At 68.5% G+C, this 19,069-nt stretch carries 14 protein-coding genes, 1 tRNA gene and 3 pseudogenes; 7 read left to right on the top strand and 11 right to left on the bottom strand.

What is annotated here, in order from left to right; all coding sequences use genetic code 11:
- Positions 1 to 156: 156 nt before the first annotated feature.
- From QAD21_RS15495 to QAD21_RS15480, 4 genes are all read left to right on the top strand, one after another.
- Entirely contained in the window at positions 157 to 1,350 is a 1,194-nt protein-coding gene (locus QAD21_RS15495; RefSeq protein ID WP_068971548.1) for a hypothetical protein, read from the top strand.
- Positions 1,347 to 3,053, top strand: coding sequence for a hypothetical protein (locus tag QAD21_RS15490; RefSeq protein ID WP_137811078.1), 1,707 nt, complete (start codon positions 1,347 to 1,349; stop codon positions 3,051 to 3,053). Before QAD21_RS15495 ends, QAD21_RS15490 begins: the two co-directional genes overlap by 4 nt.
- 676 nt (positions 3,054 to 3,729) lie before the next feature.
- Positions 3,730 to 4,095 carry a hypothetical protein gene (locus QAD21_RS15485; RefSeq protein WP_068971552.1) on the top strand — a complete coding sequence of 122 codons (366 nt, stop codon included), beginning with the start codon at positions 3,730 to 3,732 and terminating at the stop codon, positions 4,093 to 4,095.
- Complete coding sequence (locus QAD21_RS15480; RefSeq protein ID WP_068971553.1) at positions 4,092 to 4,514, top strand: hypothetical protein; 423 nt, start codon at positions 4,092 to 4,094, stop codon at positions 4,512 to 4,514. The genes QAD21_RS15485 and QAD21_RS15480 overlap by 4 nt, the downstream gene beginning before the upstream one ends.
- Before the next feature lie 340 nt (positions 4,515 to 4,854).
- On the opposite strand, the gene QAD21_RS15475 is transcribed toward QAD21_RS15480, so the two are convergent.
- From QAD21_RS15475 to QAD21_RS15455, 5 genes are all read right to left on the bottom strand, one after another.
- Positions 4,855 to 4,926: transfer RNA gene (locus QAD21_RS15475), tRNA-Val, on the bottom strand.
- A 171-nt stretch (positions 4,927 to 5,097) separates the two neighbouring features.
- Positions 5,098 to 5,805, bottom strand: coding sequence for a type II CAAX endopeptidase family protein (locus tag QAD21_RS15470; protein ID WP_068971554.1), 708 nt, complete (start codon positions 5,803 to 5,805; stop codon positions 5,098 to 5,100).
- Between the two features lie 51 nt (positions 5,806 to 5,856).
- A complete protein-coding gene (locus QAD21_RS15465) occupies positions 5,857 to 6,948 on the bottom strand; it encodes an NAD(P)H-binding protein (protein ID WP_280359825.1) in 1,092 nt (363 codons plus the stop codon).
- A 102-nt stretch (positions 6,949 to 7,050) separates the two neighbouring features.
- Positions 7,051 to 8,034, bottom strand: coding sequence for a YafY family protein (locus QAD21_RS15460; protein ID WP_277243705.1), 984 nt, complete (start codon positions 8,032 to 8,034; stop codon positions 7,051 to 7,053).
- A gap of 70 nt (positions 8,035 to 8,104) precedes the next feature.
- Positions 8,105 to 9,670, bottom strand: coding sequence for a serine/threonine-protein kinase (locus tag QAD21_RS15455; RefSeq protein WP_159371086.1), 1,566 nt, complete (start codon positions 9,668 to 9,670; stop codon positions 8,105 to 8,107).
- A 157-nt stretch (positions 9,671 to 9,827) separates the two neighbouring features.
- Between QAD21_RS15455 and QAD21_RS15450 the strand changes: the two genes are divergently transcribed.
- Complete coding sequence (locus QAD21_RS15450) at positions 9,828 to 10,652, top strand: maleylpyruvate isomerase family mycothiol-dependent enzyme (protein ID WP_159371085.1); 825 nt, start codon at positions 9,828 to 9,830, stop codon at positions 10,650 to 10,652.
- 73 nt (positions 10,653 to 10,725) lie between these two features.
- On the opposite strand, the pseudogene QAD21_RS15445 reads toward QAD21_RS15450, so the two are convergent.
- The 3 genes and pseudogenes from QAD21_RS15445 to QAD21_RS15435 form a co-directional block, all read right to left on the bottom strand.
- A pseudogene (locus tag QAD21_RS15445) lies at positions 10,726 to 11,453 on the bottom strand (DUF559 domain-containing protein); the annotation flags it as partial.
- 64 nt (positions 11,454 to 11,517) lie between these two features.
- Positions 11,518 to 13,495, bottom strand: a pseudogene (locus tag QAD21_RS15440) (protein kinase).
- A gap of 131 nt (positions 13,496 to 13,626) precedes the next feature.
- Positions 13,627 to 14,436, bottom strand: a complete 810-nt coding sequence (locus QAD21_RS15435) for a fused MFS/spermidine synthase (protein WP_277243710.1) — start codon at positions 14,434 to 14,436, stop codon at positions 13,627 to 13,629.
- A gap of 191 nt (positions 14,437 to 14,627) precedes the next feature.
- Between QAD21_RS15435 and QAD21_RS15430 the strand changes: the two are divergent.
- A pseudogene (locus tag QAD21_RS15430) lies at positions 14,628 to 15,562 on the top strand (cobalamin biosynthesis protein).
- Here the strand turns inward: QAD21_RS15430 and QAD21_RS15425 are convergent.
- On the bottom strand, positions 15,540 to 16,526 hold the full coding sequence (locus QAD21_RS15425; RefSeq protein WP_171011517.1) for an SURF1 family cytochrome oxidase biogenesis protein: 987 nt from the start codon (positions 16,524 to 16,526) through the stop codon (positions 15,540 to 15,542). The pseudogene QAD21_RS15430 and the gene QAD21_RS15425 sit on opposite strands and share 23 nt — an antisense overlap.
- A gap of 37 nt (positions 16,527 to 16,563) precedes the next feature.
- On the opposite strand from QAD21_RS15425, the gene QAD21_RS15420 reads away from it, so the two are divergent.
- Complete coding sequence (locus tag QAD21_RS15420) at positions 16,564 to 17,568, top strand: putative zinc-binding metallopeptidase (protein WP_058253129.1); 1,005 nt, start codon at positions 16,564 to 16,566, stop codon at positions 17,566 to 17,568.
- Positions 17,569 to 17,844: 276 nt separating this feature from the next.
- Here the strand turns inward: QAD21_RS15420 and QAD21_RS15415 are convergent, their stop codons facing one another.
- Both QAD21_RS15415 and QAD21_RS15410 read right to left on the bottom strand, forming a co-directional pair.
- Positions 17,845 to 18,324, bottom strand: a complete 480-nt coding sequence (locus tag QAD21_RS15415; RefSeq protein WP_068971674.1) for a low molecular weight protein-tyrosine-phosphatase — start codon at positions 18,322 to 18,324, stop codon at positions 17,845 to 17,847.
- 50 nt (positions 18,325 to 18,374) lie between these two features.
- The gene (locus QAD21_RS15410; protein WP_068971690.1) at positions 18,375 to 19,061 is read right to left on the bottom strand and encodes an HAD hydrolase-like protein; all 687 of its coding nucleotides are present in this window, start codon (positions 19,059 to 19,061) and stop codon (positions 18,375 to 18,377) included.
- Between the last annotated feature and the right edge of the window lie 8 nt (positions 19,062 to 19,069).

Raw genomic sequence — 19,069 nt, 5'->3', positions numbered from 1 at the left:
CCAGACCTCCCAGACAAAGCGAAAGCCCGCCGGAGAGACATCCGACGGGCCTTCAAATAGCGGAACGGTCTGGGACCGAATCACCACCTCGCACGGTCGATTCTACCCGCCGAACCGCTAGCAGGCACCACCGCAACGGCAGAGGCAGGACACAGAGTGAAGATCGAACCGCACGCACTAACGCATCCCCGCACCCGCACCGACGCTGACTGGCGAGCGGAGGTCGCGGCACTGGTAACCCCGGCGAACATCACGCAGGCCACAGCCCTCCACTACGCCACGGCCCTTGGCGTCATACCGATCAAGGTCTACGCCCACGACGGCGCCCGCATCCCCGAGACCGGCACCACCGGCGCCGTCGCCCTCCCCGAACCCGCCACCATGGCCGCACACATCGCAGCCATGGACGACACCCACCAACTAGGAATCCGACTGCCCGCCAACATCATTGGCATCGACATCGACACCTACGACGTTCAAACAGCCGGCGGATTGGTCCACAAGCGCGGCGGCACCACCATCACCCGACTCGAAACCGAGCTAGGGCCACTGCCCCCAACCCTCTGGTCAACCCGCCGCGAACCCCAAAGCGACGCACCCCACCACCGCACCGGCATCCGCTTCTACCGACTCCGAGAGCGGACGTTGCGGTACTACAGCCGCCGTGGACACCACTTCCTGCAACTCCGCGACATCCCCCCGCACGTCGAGACCATCGCGTTCTCCTACCGCTACGCCGCCGTCGCACCCACCACCGCCGACGGACTCACCTACACCTGGCACGCCACCGACGGCACCGTCATCGACCCCCTCGACATCCCCAACGTCGACACCCTCGCCGAACTACCCGACCCATGGGCCGCATACCTCATCAAGCCACCGAACACCCGACGCCGCACCAACCTCCGCCCACCAGGCGAACCCAGCGGAGGCGGCGCCACCTACGCCGAGCGCGCCGACACAGCCGACGCATGGTGTGCCGAGAACATCGCGCATTGGACCTCCGAGCCCGACGAGTACATCAGCGAACTCGCCAACCGCTACATCACCGACCTCGGCGCCGGTAGCCGTCACCTCACAGCCCTCCAGGGCACGCACGCCCTCCTCCGCGCCGCCACCGGCAGCCAAGAGTGGCCCGGACACCCCGGCGGACAAAAGGCCCTCACCAAGCTCGCCGAAGCGTTCCTAGACGCGAAGCCGACTCCCACCGCCCTCGGCGACTTCAACCGACAGTTCGCCAACGCCGTCGACAAGCTCGCAGCCGACATCGACAGCGGAGACCTCCGCCCCAGCCCCGCCAGCCTCGTCCCGCCCCGCTGGTCCACCGCAACAGAATCGAGCGCGCAATGACCGCCGAGCCCGCCTACAACGACGACTTCGACGACGAGAACACCGACTCCACCGTCGACATGCCCCCCTGGATGGCCGAGGGCAAAAGCGTCCTCCCCAACAACGTCCTCGGCATCACGCCGGACCCGGCGCCCCTCGAAGTCCCGGACTACGAGCCCGACGAACCCGCACCCGTCGACGGCCCCCAGGACGCCGAGGATCAACCCGAGACCGACGAAGGCCCCCAGGACACCGCCGACGACAGCAACACCACCACGGACGAGGCTGACGCGATGGACGCCCCTGACAACGCCGACGCGGACACCACCGCAGCCGACCCGGAAGACCCCGAGGACCCCGCCACGCCCTTCACCGACCCCACAACGCACACCGCCGCCGCAAAAGCGATCTACGCCGACGAGGACGCGCAGTTCTGGGACCGCCGCCAATCGCTCCGCAACATCCGCGACTACGCCGATAACGGCTATGCCTCCCCGTGGGGAGTCCTACTGTGCTGCATGGTTTTCGCCCTCCACGACGTCCCCCACACCGTCGCCCTCCCACGCATCGGACGCGTCGGCAGCCCCGGCAGTCTCAACTTCTTCGGCGCCATCGTCGCCGAACCCGGCGGCGGCAAGGGCCAAGCCACCGGCGTCGGAGCCGACTTCATGGGCCATAACCGCGACCAAGACGTACCCATCGGCACCGGCGAAGGACTCGTCAAACAGTTCATGCGCCCGATCACGCCCACCCGAGCCGCCCAGATCAAGAAGGACGGCCTCATCATCGACTCCTACGTCAACGGCTCCGACACCTACGAATGGGCACGCCGCGCAGTCAACCTCGACGCCAGCGAAGTCGGCACCCTCGAAAAGCTCGCCGAACGCGGCGGCGCAACCCTCGACGAAGTCCTCAAGAAAGGATGGTCCGGCGAACAACTCGGATTCGGAGTCGCCGCCAACGACAAACGCGTCATCGTCCCCGGCAACGCCTATCGCCTCACGATGCTTGTCGGAATCCAGCCCGAACGCGGCGGCATCCTCTTCACCGACGACGCCCGCGCAGGGGGCACACCGCACCGCTTCATCTTCGCCGAGGCCCGCGACAAACGCCGCATCGAAACCCTCGGCCTCAAGACCAGCCCGCCGCCGATTCCGCCCCGATTCGACCGCAGCGTCTTCAACCACCTCGGAGGCCCCTGGACCTCACCCTGGCCCAACGAGTTCCCCGTACCCGCCAACATCAAAGAAGAAATCCTCGACGCCATCCTCGGCGGTGTCGGCCTCGACGGCCACCGCGCACAAGCCCGCGAAAAGGTCGCCATTGCGCTGGCCATCCTCGACGGTCGCCGACACATGAACCAAGAAGACTGGAACCTCTCCGCCATCGTCATGGCCAAATCCGACGAACAACGCACCAAGATCGAATCCGCCCTCCGAGCCAAACGCCAACGCGCCGCCACCGCCCGAGGCACCTCCCGAGGCCACGAAGAGATCGCCGCCGAGAAAGTCCGCAACAACGACCGCACCGAACGAGTCGCCGAAACCCTCCGCGACAAGATCAGCCAAGCAACCGCCGAAGGCAAACCCATCAAGCGCGGCGACCTCCGCAAGGCCCTTAACTCACGCGACCGCGACGCCTACGAACCCGCCATCAAGCTCGCCGCTAGCTACGGGTGGATCACCGGCAACGACACCGACGGGTACACCACCAACCCACAATGAGCGTCCACCCGACCAAGGCAGGGGTGGACAGGTGGACAGGGTGGACACCAAAAATGGGTGTGGGTGAATGGTGGAATCCTTTTAGAAGATGAATTTACATACATATATATAACTACCTGGGGTTATTAGGTCACCCTCATACGGATTCAAATTTTGACCCAGACCCCCTGTCCACGTGTCCACCCTGTCCACCCCCCTTAATTTGTCCACCCCCTCGGAGTGGATTTTCAGGCCGCGCACCCGCACCTCCCTCGCGCGCGCACGCGCTAAGAAGCCTCCGCCCCCGGCGCCCCAGCGCACCCCGCCGCACGCGCTCGCCGAGGTGCCCCCGACCCTCTCGACCGCCAGCGCCGCCCCGCACAACCGACCGATCCCGAACACCCCGAGGACGTCCACCCGCCCCCGAGGACCCCCCTCGCCCCGATGACCGCACCGCTCAGCACGACCACCTCGCCGACCCCGAGGGCCAGCGCCAGCGCCACCGTCATCCGGGCCAGCGCCGCCCCCTCGACCCGCCCGAGGACACCCGCCGCGACGCCAACACGCACCCCCTCGGAGTCATGGCATACTGCGAAAAACGCGCCTACCAGCGCAAACAATTAGTCAATTAGTGGAATACGCTGCCGCACAACACAACCCGGCACCGAACCCTCCACCAGCGCCGACGAGGAGCACTATGGCCACCACCGTCAGAGTCACAACCCTCACCCTCGGCACCGCCGGAGCCCTCGTCGCCTCGACGACCAGCGCCGAAGTGTTCCCGACCATGGCCAGCGCCAAAGAGCAGGCCGAAGCGCTCTACGGCCCGATCAGGTGGCGCCCGAGCGAGTCGACACGGTCCTCATGGGCAATCGGGACGCCCTCCGCGCGACCGTCCGCGTACGACCAGCGCATCGTTGTTGCGCCAGCGGCCAAAGGTGTCGCCGAGGTTGTAGAAGAGCTGCGCCGCCTCGACGCGCCGAACCTCGACGACATCCGTCAACGGGTCCTCTCACGACAACGGCCAGCGCCAGCACAACCGACCGAGGAGACCCCGGCATGACGACCACCCGCTTTGTGTACTCATCTCTGCTGGTCAGCAACGATGCCCGCCTACTCCGCGCGACCACCTCGGCGCTTCACCTCGACATCGGCTCTGCCGCCCGCGCATGCGAGATCAGCGAACCGCCCGAGCGGAGCGTCGATTGGTTGCCCGCGATTCTCGACCGTGCCGACCACCTCGTCGGTTTGGCCATCGACCACAGCCCCTCGGCCAGCGCAACGCCGTTCATCTCACCGCGACTTGTCCATCCGGCCAGCGCAACCGAATACGAGATCCGGTCTATGTGGGCGCATATCCGCCGGTCAGCGCTTTTTCTCATCGAACTCAACGAGTACCGGCAGGAACGCGGCCTAGAGGTAGAGGAGGCGCCCCGATTCGACACCACCCCAGCGCCAACCCCCACCTACCCTCGCGTATAGGGGCACTCAGTACCGGCCCAGTACTAGGCCCAGTACCCCCAACCCCAGCGCACCACCACACGCTTACGCACCACCACGCACACAAGCGCACCCACGCACCACCAGCCCCACCACCCACAGCCCAGTACAGCCCTCACGCGCCTACAGAGCCCAGAGCTAGGGCAGCCGGTACACACAGGCCAACAGCCCTCACACTCACGCACGAAGAGACTCAGGCCTTGGCAATGAGACCGCAGAGACCGCAGACATCGACCCGACCCCTCTAAGGTCCTGCGGTCCCACTGCGGTCCCACTCGACGAGCCGCATACCCTAGAAGGGTATCTACCTGCGGTTTTAGAGTGCGCGCAGTAGGATTTGAACCTACGACCGCTGGTGTGTAAGACCAGAGCTCTACCGCTGAGCTATACGCGCGTGCCGCGCTGACGAACGTGGCGCTGCGCACACGAATTTAGTCGCTCCGATGCCTGTCGCTCAAACCGGGTCTGGGTGGTCGGGTCGCCAGCCCTTCGAGGCTCGTCGCTTTCGCTCCTCGCACCTCAGGGAGCAATGGCGGTCGCTTCTCGCGGATCGGGGAGCGGAGGGTCAGGCGAAGACGGGCGGAAGGGCCAGGACCATCACCGCGCCCCAGATGACGTGGGTGATCGCGGGGGCCAGGACGCCGGCGGTACTGCGCCGCAGGATGGCGCAGACGGTGCCGAGGACCGCGCCGGCGAAGCCGAGCATCACGTTGCCGCTGGCCATGGTGACCAGCACGTAGATGACCGTCGACACGAGGATCGGATTGTGCGGGCGGGCCGCCGAGTAGACCGAGCCGCGGAAGAACAACTCTTCGGCGAGGCCGTTGAGCATGGTGATCGCGGTGACCACGGCGAGGCTGCCGAAGTCGGCGAAGGCCAGCACCTGGTTGGCGAGGTCGCTGACGCCGGGGATCATCCGTGCCGCCAGGCCGCCGACCACGAACGCGCCGCCCACGGCCAGGCCGACGACGACGCCGAGTCCGATCGCTCCGATCCGGTCGGGCGGGCGGGAGGGGGTGGGGCTGAAGGCGCCGAGCCGCAGCGGTCCGGAGACGAACGCACCGACGATCCACACCGCCGCCAGGCCGATGGTCAGCGGGTAGAACGCGGCGTCACCCGGCTCCACGCGCAGGGAGATGCCGAGAACCACCGCACCGATGACGAGAAAGACGCCGACCAGCCAGCGTCGTCGGATGTAGTGGGCGCCGGGATCGGGGTCGCGGTCCGCGGCGACGGAGTCGTACAGGTCGCGCGCCAGTGAGGTCACCAGCACATCACCACCTAGTTCGATCGGTCAGGGAGTCGGTCGACTAACGGTCACCGCTCACGACGCTACATCGGCGCGACTGGGTCGGAGGACTCCGACGACCTTGGTGGCCACCCCGAGGGACGTGCCGATCGTCTCGACGACGCTGCGCTTGACCCGCAACCAGTCGCCGCCGGCCCAGGCCGGGTCGGTGTCGGCGAGGTGGTGGAGGTCGTCGAGGTCGCACACCGAGCGGGGATACGGCGACCGCACGGATGCGTGGACGGCCTCGCGCATCGGTGTCAGTCCGCCCGCCGGCGGCGGGACGAGATCGCGGATGCGGTGCTCGGACGCCGTCATCGGATGGTCGAGCGAGGTGACGAGCTCCTCGGTGAGCGACGCCGGGACCGGCACGAGCATGCCGCCGACCCGGCCCGCGAGCCGGGTCGAGATCCCGAAGACCGGTAGCCGCAGCCTCGGCATCCGGATCGCCGACACGTACTCGTGCAGGATCGAGATGTAGCGCGCGCTGTCGGGGCCGGAGATGTCGTAGTTCCCGGCGGGCAGGACCGACGAGTCGCACGCCGCGGCCAGATAGTGGACCGCGTCGCGGATGGAGATGGGATCCATCTCGTTGGTGATCCAGTCGGGTTCGGGGATCACCGGCAGTCGGTCGGCCATGTAGCGAATGATCTCGAACGACGTCGAACCCGCGCCGATGACCACTGCGGCGCGCAGCCACACTAGTTCGGGCCCGCCGTCGACCACCAGTCCGTCGGCGACGTCGGCGCGGCTCTGCAGATGGGTGGACAGTTTGTCGTCCGACGGCACGAAACCGCCGAGATAGATGATCCGTCCCACTCCGGCGTCGCGTGCGGCTTCGGCGACGTTGCGTGCGGCGTCGCGGTCGCCGTTCGCGAAGTCGGCCTGGCCGATGGCGTGGACGAGGTAGTAGATCGCGTCGATCTGGCCGGCGTCCGACATCGCCTTCTGGACCGAAGCCGGGTCGTCGGCGTCCATGGTCACCATGCTGACTTGGTCCGACCAACCGAACTTGGCCAGCTTCCGGGTGTCCCGCGACGTGACGACCACGTCGTGTCCCTGCTTGAGCAGTGCGCACACCAAGCGGGAACCGACGTACCCCGTGGCGCCAGTGATGAGAAGTCGCATGACACCGACGGTAGAGAAAATCGGCGGAGTCGGTCGGCTCGGGAGCGTCCATGTGACAGACACGGTGCCGATGTCACGGTCGGGTAACGGCGTCGGTGACGGTCACGGTTGCGCGACGACTGCCCGTCGGTACCGTTCGGCGACCCGGTCGTGGTACTCCGCGGCGGCCACCAACTCGGCCCGGAGTTCAACCGGTTCGATCACGGTGAAATCCGCGCCGAAGGCGTACAGCCAGCGAGCGATCTCGGCGAGCGACGTGCTGTACAGCGTGATCTCGCAACTGTGCTCGTCGCCGGACTCGAGTGCACCCCACGATTCGTGGACCATCGCCGACACCGCGTCGAGCGAGGCATGGATACGCACCCGCGCCGTGACGCGTCGGTAGACGGACCCGAGACCGCGCAGTACGAACGCCGCCGCGCCGCCCTCGGGTGGTTCGCGCGGGGTGAAACGCGGTCCGGTCGGCACCTTCGGTTCCATCCGGTCGACCCGGAACGACCGCCAGGAGCCGCGTTGGATGTCGAAACCGACCAGATACCAACGGTTCCCGTTGCGGACGAGTCGATAGGGTTCGATCTCGCGTCGGCTCTCCTCCCCGTCGTTGCGCCGATAGTCGAACCGCAGCCGCTCGTTCCGATGGCATGCGGTCGCGATTTCGGTGAGCCGGTCCGCGGACACCGCGCTCGCCGGTGCGGTACGCGGGACGGCCTCGATCCGCAGGGCGTCGAGCCGGTGGCGCAGCCTCGACGGCATGACCTGACGCAGCTTCGCGAGCGCGCCCGCCGAGGCCTCCGCCATGTCGGCGACCGCACCGGTCGTCACCGCGTCGAGACCTAGGGCGACCGCGAGGACCTCCTGGTCGTCGAGCAGCAGCGGCGGCATCTCCGCGCCGGCGCCCAGTCGGTAGCCACCGCGCGAGCCGACGTTGGCGTCCACCGGGTAGCCCAGTTCGCGCAATTTGTCGATGTCGCGCCGGACGGTGCGGGTGGTGATGTCCAGGCGCTCGGCGAGTTCGGGACCCGACCACTCGCGTCGTGTCTGCAGTAGCGACAGCAACGCAAGCAATCGCGCGGAGGTTTCCAACATGTGCTCATCCTGCCCGACGATGCGGACAGGTCCGGTCCTTGTTCGTCGCGTCGTCCCTGTAGGGGCGCGGTCAGCAGGTGATCTGCGATTCCGGGTCGGTGGTGTAGTCGAGCCAGCGGCCGTACGCATCGCCGCCGATCTGATCGCGCATCGTGCAGATGTCCTCGAGGCTGCGGCCCGCGACGTAATAGACGGCATAGATCGGAGTGCCGACATCGCTCTCCTGCTTGAGCGACGGGCACGACTGATCGGTGCGTAGGTAGGCCGCACCCGGGTGCTGGTTCAGATAGGACTGCACTTCACCGGGGTAGTTTCCGGGCGCGATCGCGTTCGCGACCACGACGATTCCGGTGCCGTCACACGCCGGTCGGGTCATCGGCACGGTGAGACCGAGATCGCCGGGGACGATTGCGGGTTGAGGACTCGCCGACGGCCGGGGTGCCGGACCCGGCTGCGACGCGGGGCCCGGTTGCGAAGTCGGTCCGGGAAGGGGTGTCGGTTCGGCCGGCGTCGGCGTCGTCGGCTGGGGCGCCGCCTCGGTGGTCGTGGACACTGCGGATGCGTCGGCGGCTGTGGTCGCCGGGTTGTCCCGCTCGGTCGTGATGATCGCCCAGGCGACGACGCCGGCGCAGATCAGCAGCACGACGGACGTCGCCACGACGATGGGAACCAGAGGTGACCGGCGGCGGGGCGGTGTGGTCCAGACCGCGGCCCGGGTGGCGTCCCACGGCCCGGGCGGACCGGCGGGTGTCGATGCCGACGCGGTGACGGGGACGACGGTGGGGGGTCCGGCCGGGATGATCGTCGGCGTGCCGCCGAGAGGCTCCGACCGCAGGGCGGCGCCGGCGTCGGCGACCAGCGCTGCCGCCGAGAGCTGGCGCTGCGACGGATCTTTCGCCATCCCGCGGGCGATGACGTGATCGATCGCGGCACCGAGGCGCGGCGGCGGGGCGGTGAGGTGGGCGGCGATCAACCGCTCGATGGTGGTCGCCGAGGCGAACGGGTGCACTCCGGCGAGACATTCGAACAGCACGCACGCCAGCGCGTAGATGTCGGCGGGCGGCCCCACGGCATCGTCGCCGAACCGCTCCGGCGCCATGTAGCCGAAGGAACCGACCGCGGTGCCGGTGCTCGTGAACCGTGTGTCGGTGTCCGCCTGTGCGAGACCGAAATCCACGAGGTACGCGAAGTCGCGATCGTCGACGAGAATGTTGTCGGGTTTGACGTCGCGGTGGACGAGGCCGGATCGATGCGCAGCATCGAGGGCGTCACCGATCTGACCGACGATCCGCAGCGCGCGTTCAGCCGGCAGGGGTCCGTCCTGCAGGAGCAGGGTGCGTAGGTCGCGGCCGTCGACCAGGCGCATGTCGATGAACAGGCGCCCGTCGATCTCTCCCCAGTCGTGGATCGGGATGACGTGTGGATCGTTGAGGCGGGCGGCAACGCGCGACTCGCGGTGGAACCGGTCACGGAAAGCCGGGTCGTCGGCGACCTGAGGGCTGAGCAGCTTCAGGGCGACGACCCGGTCCTTGCGGGTGTCGGTCGCGCGGTACACCTCGCCCATTCCGCCCCGGCCGATCAACCCGTCGATGAGGTACGGACCGAGCCGGTCGCCGGCGCGCACGGATGCAGACACGCGGACAAGCGTAGGGTGCCCGGGTCGTTCGCCGGGGCCGACACCGCGCAGTGTCCTCCGTTCGGCGGGTCCCGGGATCCGCCGAACGGTCCCCGATACGGTTGAACCGAGTGACCCGCCGGCGACCTGATCGCCGATCCAGACCCGAGGAGAAACGATGGCGACGACGATCCTGCCGATCGACGAGGTGACCGAGGCTCTGATCGCGCAGTGGGGCGTGATCGGCGAACTGGCCCGCGCGCTCGACGACGATGCGTGGTCGGCGCCGTCGGTTCTGCCCGGCTGGACCAATGCCGACATCGTCGCCCACATCGTCGGGACCGAAAGCATGCTCGACGGCCGCGACGTCGAGGCCACCCGTACGGTCAGCGCCCTCGACCACGTCCGTAACCCGATCGGCGAACTCAACGAGAAGTGGGTCGACCATTACCGCCCGAAGCCGCGTGCCGAGGTGGTCGCCGCCCTCGACGAGATCATCGGCGTCCGGACCGAGGCGCTGAAAGCCATGTCGCAGAACGACTTCGACGCCGAGGCGATGACGCCTGCCGGGCCGGACACGTACGGGCGATTCATGCGGATTCGGATCTTCGACTGTTGGGTGCACGAGATCGACCTGCGTGACGGCACCGATCGTTCCGCCGTGGCCGAGCGGGGCCCGGCGTCGTTCGCACTCGACGAGATCGGCGCGTCGTTGCCCTTCGTCGTCGGGAAGCGAGCCGATGCACCGAAGGGCAGCACCGTCCTCTTCGACATCACCGGGGTGTCTCCGCGGACCGTGCGAATCGCCGTCGCGGACCGGGCAGGTGTCGTCGACGAGTTCGACGGCGGCGACGACGCCGCCGACGTGCGTATCCGGCTGGATGCGACGAATCTCGCGCGGTACGCCGGTGGCCGACGGGATGCCGATCCGTCTGCGGTGGAGTTGCATGGCGATCAGGCTCTCGGACAGGCGATCCTGAGCCGGATGAACTACGTGATCTAGTCGGGTGGCCCTTTGCGGCTCGTGCTGATCCGGTTGCGGTTTGTATCGCTTTGCGGGACAAGTCGCAACCGGATCAGGCGGCCGAACGGCTCAACGCATTTTTCACCGTGGTCACCACCTGATCACTGCGTTCGACGATGTCGGCCCAGGTGAAGTTCAGGACGGTCCAGCCCGCGGCGATGAGCGCATTGCGCTTTGTCCGATCTCGCTGAAACGTCGTGACATCGCGGTGGTAGGCGAATCCGTCGATTTCGACAGCCAGCTTCTCCCGGGTGAAGGCCACGTCGATGACGTATCCCTCGGCGCCCGCGTTCGGTGTCCAGCTCACTATGCCCGACTCGCGAAACAACGTGGCCACGATTCGCTCCGCCTCCGATCGCGCGCCGTCGCCGAGAAGTCGCAAGTGCTGAGTGATGGCCGGAGAACCATGCCGCCCGGGGTAGCGCAAGTGCGCGGCCTGTAGGTCGGCGAGTTTCACCGAGGCGGAGAGAAGCGCCGAATCGAGGACAGCGATTCCGAGTTCGGCGGAGGCGTCGAGGACGGTGAGCGCCGCTGCGGTGACCCTGAGGTCGGCGTGCGTGGTGACGTCGGCGTCGGTCAGGCGGCGGTGCCGGACCACCGCAGTCGCCGACGAGCGCGAATGCGCTCCGTGAGAGCCGGTGAACACCAGGTGTTTTCGAGGTTCTTTCGGGTGGAGGCCCAACCACCAAGCGGCGGCAACCCCACCCAACGCGGCGTCGAGCTCACGGAGAGCACCGCGATCCGTGCCTGTGCGCGCGCCGATCGGTGATGGCCCAGAATTCCGGTTGCGGTTTGTCCCGGTTGCCGGGACAAACCGCAACTGGATCCACATGGACTCCTCGGGTCACCCGCCGACGGTCGCTTTTTGGATCAGCAGGTTCTGCTTCGGCGGCCCGACGCCGCGCCCGGGGCATTCGGGGTGAAACCGCCTGCCAGGACCTTGTCGAGGACGGCGAGTCCGGACGGGTCGATGGTGCCGACGGTCGAGTAGGTCAGCGGGAGGTCGGTGTCGTCGGCGAGCAGGAAGAACGTCGTCGAGCCGGTCGCGCCTTCGTCGTCTGGCAGATCGAGGATGCCGACGGTGCCGCGTGGGTAGGTGACCTGCGGTACGCCGTCGTCGTCGGTGCCGGCCGACGGCAAATTCTCGGGCAGCTCGTCCGGGCTGGTCCAGCCCGGGTTGGTGCCCTCCCGGCCGCCGGACGAGCCGCAGATCAGGTACTGCCGCGACGCGCGGTGACACTTGCTGTTGTCGTAGAAACCGGACTCGATCAACGACACCATCGCCCCCACGTTGCAGGGCGCCTCGGCACGGTCGAGCGTCAGGTCGATCGTGCCCTGGCCGGCAATGGGGATCTGCGCGTCGACCGTTCCGGTGTTCGGTTGGCTTGGGGCGGGAGCGGGCTGGGTGATGCCGCCGACCGCGGTTCGTGTCGGGTAGTCGCACGCGACGGTGCCCGCCGGGATCGCACTGGTCGACGTGCTCGGCGGGGCCGGGTCCTCATCGCCCGAACCGGCCAGGACCACGATGATGCCGGTGACCGCCAGCGCGATCACGACCAGCCCGGCTCCCACCGCGATGGCCACATTCCGTCCGGTGTTCGATTTCCGCGGCGGGGCGGTCGGGGTGCCCCACTGGCCCGGGCCCGCGAACTGTTGCGGGCCGGAGAACTGTTGCGGGCCGGAGTGCTGGGGGCCCGAATAGGACTGGGGACCCGAGCGCTGGGGACCCGGGTAGGACGCGCGCCCGAATAGGACTGGGGTCCCGAATAAGCCTGGGGGCTCGAAAGTCGTTGCGGGCCGGACTGTCCCGGCGGTGGCCCGAAACCGGGGGCGCCGCCGGGCTGTCCGGGCGCGGGTGTGCCGGGCGAGATGACCGTCCGATCCGAGGGGACCGGACTCCCTGGCTTGCGAAACGCGTCCGAGCCGGGCCCTCCGGGCGCGTAGGTGGGCGGGGCCATCGGGGGTGGTGTCACGATGCGCGGTGTCACCGTCGGCGGTGCCGACGACGCGGGCGGTTCGGTCAGCGCCGACGCCGCGGCCCGGATCAGTTCGCGCGCCGTCGGATAGCGCTGCGCCGGATCCTTGGCGAGTCCGCGCGCGATGACCGGGTCGAGCGGACCGCCCATCGTCGGCGGTTCCTTGGTGATGTGCGCGGCCATCAGACCCTGATCGGTTTTCACCGGATACGGGGTCTGACCGGTGACACATTCGTACAACACGCAGGCCAACGCGTAGTTGTCCGAACTCGGCCCGGCGGGGTCGTCGCCGAACCGCTCCGGCGCCATGTAGGCGAGTGTCCCGAGCGCGGTCCCGATCTGGGTGAGGCGGCTGTCGCTCGCGCCCTGCGCGATGCCGAAGTCGACGAGGTAGGCGAAGTCGTCGGCGTCGACGAGAATGTTGTCCGGCTTGATGTCTCGGTGGACGAGGCCGTTGCGGTGCGCGGCGTCGAGAGCCGACGCCACCTGGCCGAGGATCGCAACCGCCCGGGCGGCGGGCAGCGGACCGGCGGCGAGCAGCTTGCGCAGGTCCTGCCCGTCGACGAGTCGCATGTCGATGAAGAGGACGCCGTCCTTCTCGCCCCAGTCGTGGATCGGGATGACGTGCGGGTCGGAGAGCTTCGCCGCGGTCTTCGACTCCCGCTCGAAGCGCTCGCGGAAGTCCTTGTCGTGCACCAGGTGTGGGGGCAGGAGTTTCAGGGCGATGCGGCGTTCCCGGACGGTGTCGTAGGCCTCGTAGACCTCACCCATACCGCCACGACCCAGGAGTCTGTCGATGCGGTACGGACCCAGCGTCGTACCCGCACGCGACGATGGATCGCTCACGTCATCCTCGGTTCCTCGGCGTCGGGATCGAACCCAACCCTATCCATTGGCGACGACAGGTGTGCAGCGTGTGCCGGCAGCCGGGTCACGACACCGCGTCCGGCGGGCGGCCGCGCGACCACCCCGGTGCTTCACGGCTCGTCGGTCAGGGCCTCGCCGCGGGCGAACTCGCGGGCCCGGTCACCGAAGAGGATTTGCGCCGGTAGCGGATCGCTGAGCAGGGTGCGGACGAGGGAGGCCGACGGATCGAGCGGGGTGTCGCTGCCCGCGATCACGATGTTGCCGGTGCGTCGACCCTTGAACATCGCGGCGTCGGCGACGAGCGCGAGATGGCCGAACACCGATCCGACGGTCGCGGCTTCGGCGCGGGCGCCGGCGAGGTCCCGGCTGTCGCCGCAGTTGGCGAGATACAGGCCGCCGGGGACGAGGACGTCGCGGACGCGTTCGGTGAATTCGTGCGTCGTGAGGTGCCGTGGCGTGCGGTCGCCGGCGAACGCGTCCCGCACGACGACCTCGCGGGTGCCCGGCTGCAGCGACTCGACGACCTGCCGCGCATCGCCGACCCGTATCCGGAGTTTCGGCGCCCGCGGGAGGTCGAACCACTCCCGCACGAGGCGTGCGAGTTCGGCGTCGATCTCGACGGCCACCTGGCGGGCGTCCGGGTAGCGGTGGTCGAGGTGGCGCGCCAGCGCGCAGGCGGCCCCACCGAGATGCAGGACCCGTAGCCGATCGGTCGTGGGGTGCCGTTCGTCGATGACGGCCGCCATCTGCCGCAGGTACTCGAAGTCGAGCGCGGTCGGGTCGTCGGGGTGGATGTGCGAGCTGTGCGCCCCGTTGATGGTCAGCAGCCACCCGCCCGCGATGGTGTCGGGGCTCAACTCGGCGACGCCGGTGTCGATGTCGTACCGACCGGGTGTCGGGTGTGCGGTTGTCCGGGCCACGGGGGCCAAGTGTGGCACGGGCCCGGCGCCGGGAGCGAAGCGAGCGGGCCGAATGGGTGCCGGCGCCGGGAGCGAAGCGAGCGGGCCGGAGGCACACGAGCCCGGGTGGATACCATCGCGCGGTGCCCAGACCGTCGCGTTTCCGTAGTCCGCACCCCGATCGCCGTCGTGGTGACGTCACCGCGGCGGGGTTGGTGGCCGGGTTCGTGCTCGACGAGCTGTTCGGTGATCCGTCGCGCGGTCACCCGGTGGCCGGATTCGGACGGCTGACGGGTGCGGTCGAGCGGCGTATGTACCGGGACTCGCGGGCGGCGGGCGTCGGGCTGGTCGGGGTGATGGTCGGTTCGACGGTGGCGCTCGCGGCGTTGCCCGGTCGGCGATCTGCAGGCGTTGTCGACGTCGCGGTGACCGCGGCGTGACGTGGGTGGCGCTGGGCGGCACGTCGCTGTGTCGGGTCGGCGATGCGGTCGCGCAAGCGTTGGAGGCCGAGGACCTCGAGGGTGCGCGAGCGCTCATTCCCAGCCTGTGCGGCCGGGACCCGGAGTCACTCGACGAGGCGGGGCTCTGCCGTGCAGCTCTCGAGTCGATCGCCGAGAACACCTCCGATGCGACCGTCGGTCCGCTGGTGTGGGGTGCACTGGCGGGTGTCCCCGGAGTGCTGGGGTATCGGGCGGTCAACACGCTCGATGCGATGGTCGGCTATCGGAGTGAGCGCTACCGGAACTTCGGCTGGGCGGCCGCGCGCCTCGACGATCTCGTGAACCTGCTGCCCGCGCGGCTGGCGGGTTCGCTGCTGGTGGTGATCGGCGGCGCCCCGCGGCGGACGATCGCGGCGTGGCGCCGGGACAGCAGTGCCCACCCGAGTCCGAACGCGGGGGTCGTCGAAGCCGGGTTCGCCGGGGCGCTGGGGGTGCAGCTGGGCGGTCGGACCGTCTACCCGTACGGCGTCGAGATGCGTCCGACGCTCGGTTCCGGACCGGCGCCGGGGCCGGCCGATCTCCGAGCCGCGGTCGCCTTGTCGCGGCGCGTGCAACGCGCGACGGTGCTCACCTGCGCGGTCGTCGCCGTGGTACGACCGGGCGTCGGAGCCGCGGCGAGGCGGCTCAGCCGCCGTATCGCCGGGTGAGCTTGTCGCGGACGTCGCCGGATTCGTCACCGGCGCGCGGGCCATGGCCGATGTCGCCGACCTGCTGGGTCACCGTCGTCCCGGCGGCGGCCCGCAATTCCTCTCGACGGTGCTGCCGGCGCTGGGAGCGGGACTCGACGGTCGTGGTGGCAGCGGCGACCGGGTCGGACGGCTGGTCGACGGCGGTGCCGGCGGCCGCGGTCGCCGATGTCTCGGTGGCCGCAGCGGCAGCCCGGCGACGGGCGCGGATCTCGGAGTAGAGGAAGTAGCCGACGCCGAGGGGGGCCATCACGCCGAAGGCGAGCCACTGCAGGCCGTACGACAGGTAGGGGCCGGTGTCGAGCTGGGGCAGCGGGATCTCGCCGAGCGAGCCCGGCTGGTCGGGGGAGAGCTGCAGGTAGAAGTCGTCCATCGGGGTGGACGTCGCCGCGGACACCAGCCCCGGGTTGATGGTCGCGACGGTCAGTGCGCCGTTCTCGACGCGTGTGCCGCGGTCGGTGCTCACGCTCTCGGCGGCCCGGATGCGGCCGTCGACGGTTTGCTCGCCGACGGGCGGGGCCGGGATGTCGGGGACCGCTCCCTCGACCGGGCGGACGAAACCGCGGTTGACGAGGATGACCCGGTCGGACCCGCTGACCGCGAACGGGGTGAGCACCTCCACCGCGGGGCGCTGATCGACGTTGCGGAGCCGGACGAGAGCCTGCCGGTCCGTCAGGTACCGCCCGGTCACCGCGACCGAACGCCACTCCGAGGACGGCACGAAGGTCGACGACGGCGCCACCTCCGCCAACGGTGCCGTCTCGATCGACGTGGCAGTGCGGATCAGGTCGTTGCGGCGTTCGGTGTCGGAGTTCTTGCCCAGCTGCCAGGGCGCGAGCAGGGTGAAGCAGGCCACCGCGAACGCCGCGACCACGAGACCGAGGGCAATCCACCCGGGCCGGAGGATCGTTCGCAGTACGTGCACACCGCCCAGGCTACCGAGCGGGGGTAGCCTGATCGAAATGCGAGACTTCCTCTGCTTGAAGTGCGGTCAGCGTCTCTCCTTCGAGAACAGTCTGTGTCTGAACTGCCGGAGCCCGCTCGGCTTCTGGCTGAAGACCAGGACCATCCACGTCCTCGACGACCAGGCGCGCGTGGAGGTGGACGGCGTGCTGCTCGAACGCTGTGCCAATACCAAGGTCGCGCAATGCAATTGGCTGGTGAAGTGGAGCGGCAAGCCGACCATGTGTGAGTCGTGCCGCCTCACCCGTACCCGTCCCGGCGACGACGATCCCGAGGCGCTGGTCATCTTCGGCCAGACCGAGACCGCCAAGCGTCGCCTCATCCTGGAACTCGACGAACTCGGGCTCCCCATCGAGACCCGGGAGGAGAACCCGGAGTCCGGGCTGGCCTTCGACCTGCTCTCCAGTGCGAAGCAGTCGGTCATCACCGGTCATGCGAACGGCGTCATCACCCTCGACCTCGCCGAGGGGGACGACGTCCACCGCGAACAGATGCGCGTCGAACTCGCCGAACCGTACCGGACCGTCCTCGGGCACTTCCGGCATGAGATCGGCCACTACTACCAACTCGTCCTCATCACCGACGAGCGACGAGCGGGCTTCGAGGAGCTGTTCGGAAACCCCGACGACGACTATCAGGCGGCTCTCGACCGCCACTACAGCGAGGGCGCTCCCGAGGGCTGGCGGCAGGACTTCGTGTCCTCATACGCGACGATGCACCCGGCGGAGGATTTCGCGGAGACGTTCGCGCACTACCTGCACATCCGCGACACGCTCGACACCGCAGCGGCGTTCGCCATGGCGCCCGCGGGCACGACCTTCGACGGGGTGCCGCCCGGGGACGTGGGATTCGACCGGGTCATCGACGAGTGGCTACCGCTGACGTGGGCGCTCAACCAGATCAACCGGTCGATGGGCCATCCCGACCTCTACCCATTCGTGCTGCCCGAGACGGTTCTGACCAAGATCCGCTTCGTGCACAATCTCATCGCGCCGGCGGCTTGAGATCTGGGCTCCCGGCACCCGCACTGCTTGGCCGCTGAGGAGAGGGCGTTGCCGGCGACCGGCAGACTTCAACTCGACTCCTAGACTTCGATCGAGGTCCAGGGGTCGAGTTGAAGTCTGTCGGTCACAAATCGGCGCAGGTACGCGAGACACTTGCGAGCGTCACGAGGGTCTTCGCAACCTCGGTCGGCAGACCCTTCGTGACGCGCCCTCCGCAAGCTCCGAGCGCTCCTCAGGGAGCAGAGGACAGACCGGCGGTTTTGTGGTTCTTTCGGATCAGGACACCCCTATTTCGGCCCGCACCCAGTCGATCAGGCCCGGCATCGAACCCTCGATCTGTTCGCGTGTCACCACGAAGTCGTCGGGGGTGCCGTAGTACGGGTCGGCGAGATCGAGGTCGTCGGCGGGCGCGGACGGATCGAACGAGCGCAGCAGTCGTGTGCGGTCGCCGAGACGTTTGCGTTCGAGTTCGCGCACGTGGCCCTCGTCCATCGCGAGCAGAAGGTCGGCCTCGAAATGTTCAGGTCCGATCAACGCGGCGACATGTGCGTCGGAGTAGCCGTGCGCGACCAATTCGGTTCGCGCGCGATTGTCGGCCGGCTCACCGATGTGATAGCCGCTCGTCCCGCAACTGGACACACGCACCTTGCCGCCGAGTCCGGCGTCGTCGAGTGCCGTTCGGAAGATGTTCTGCGCCATCGGTGACCGGCAGATGTTGCCCGTACACACGAAGCAGATGTGAAGTTCGTCAGACACTGCTACCTCAACAAGTCGATGTGCGCCTCAGCCGGTCGTCGGGTACGAGGTCACGCACCCAGGACGTCGCGGAGTTCGGCCACGGACTCGACCACCCAGGTCGCACCCTGGTCCTCCCCGCCCAGAGCGTAACCCCACCGCACGAGAATCGCTGAGATGCCGAATTCGGCCGCGCCCAGCACGTCATGGCTGCGGTCGCCGATCATCACGACCGGAGTGGTCACGTGCCCGGTCTGCGGGTCGGTGGGCAGTCCGAGTTCGGCGAGGGCGGAGGTGATCACGTCGGCTTTCTCGCGGCGGGTACCGTCGTCGCTGGCCCCGGCGATGTAGCGGAAGTGTCCGGCCAGATCGAAGTGCTCGAGGATCCGACGCGCGGTGGTCTGGTTCTTCGACGTCGCGATCGCCAGGGTCCGGCCGCCGGCGGCCAGATCGGCGAGCAGCTCGGCCATCCCGTCGAACACCGAGTTCTCCAGCCAGCCCACCTCGGTGTATCGCTCTCGGTACGCGCGCATCGCCTTGTCGGCCGTCTCGGGGGAGAGGCCCAGGGCATTCAGCGTGTCGATCATCGGCGGCCCGGCGATGCCGGCCACGATGCGCGGGTCGGGCTCGGGCGCCCCGACCACGGCGAGAGCATGCCGAAAGCTGTTCTCGATACCTGCGAAACTGTCGGTGACCGTGCCGTCGAGGTCGACGAGTAGGACGGTCTCGGGATGGCGGGGATCCGGCGTCGTCGTCACCTCTCCAT

This window comes from Gordonia sp. SMJS1 (assembly GCF_029866425.1).
Lineage (GTDB): Bacteria > Actinomycetota > Actinomycetes > Mycobacteriales > Mycobacteriaceae > Gordonia > Gordonia hongkongensis.
The sequence above is the reverse complement of the archived record's forward strand: the minus strand, read 5'-3'. Positions and strand labels throughout refer to the sequence as shown.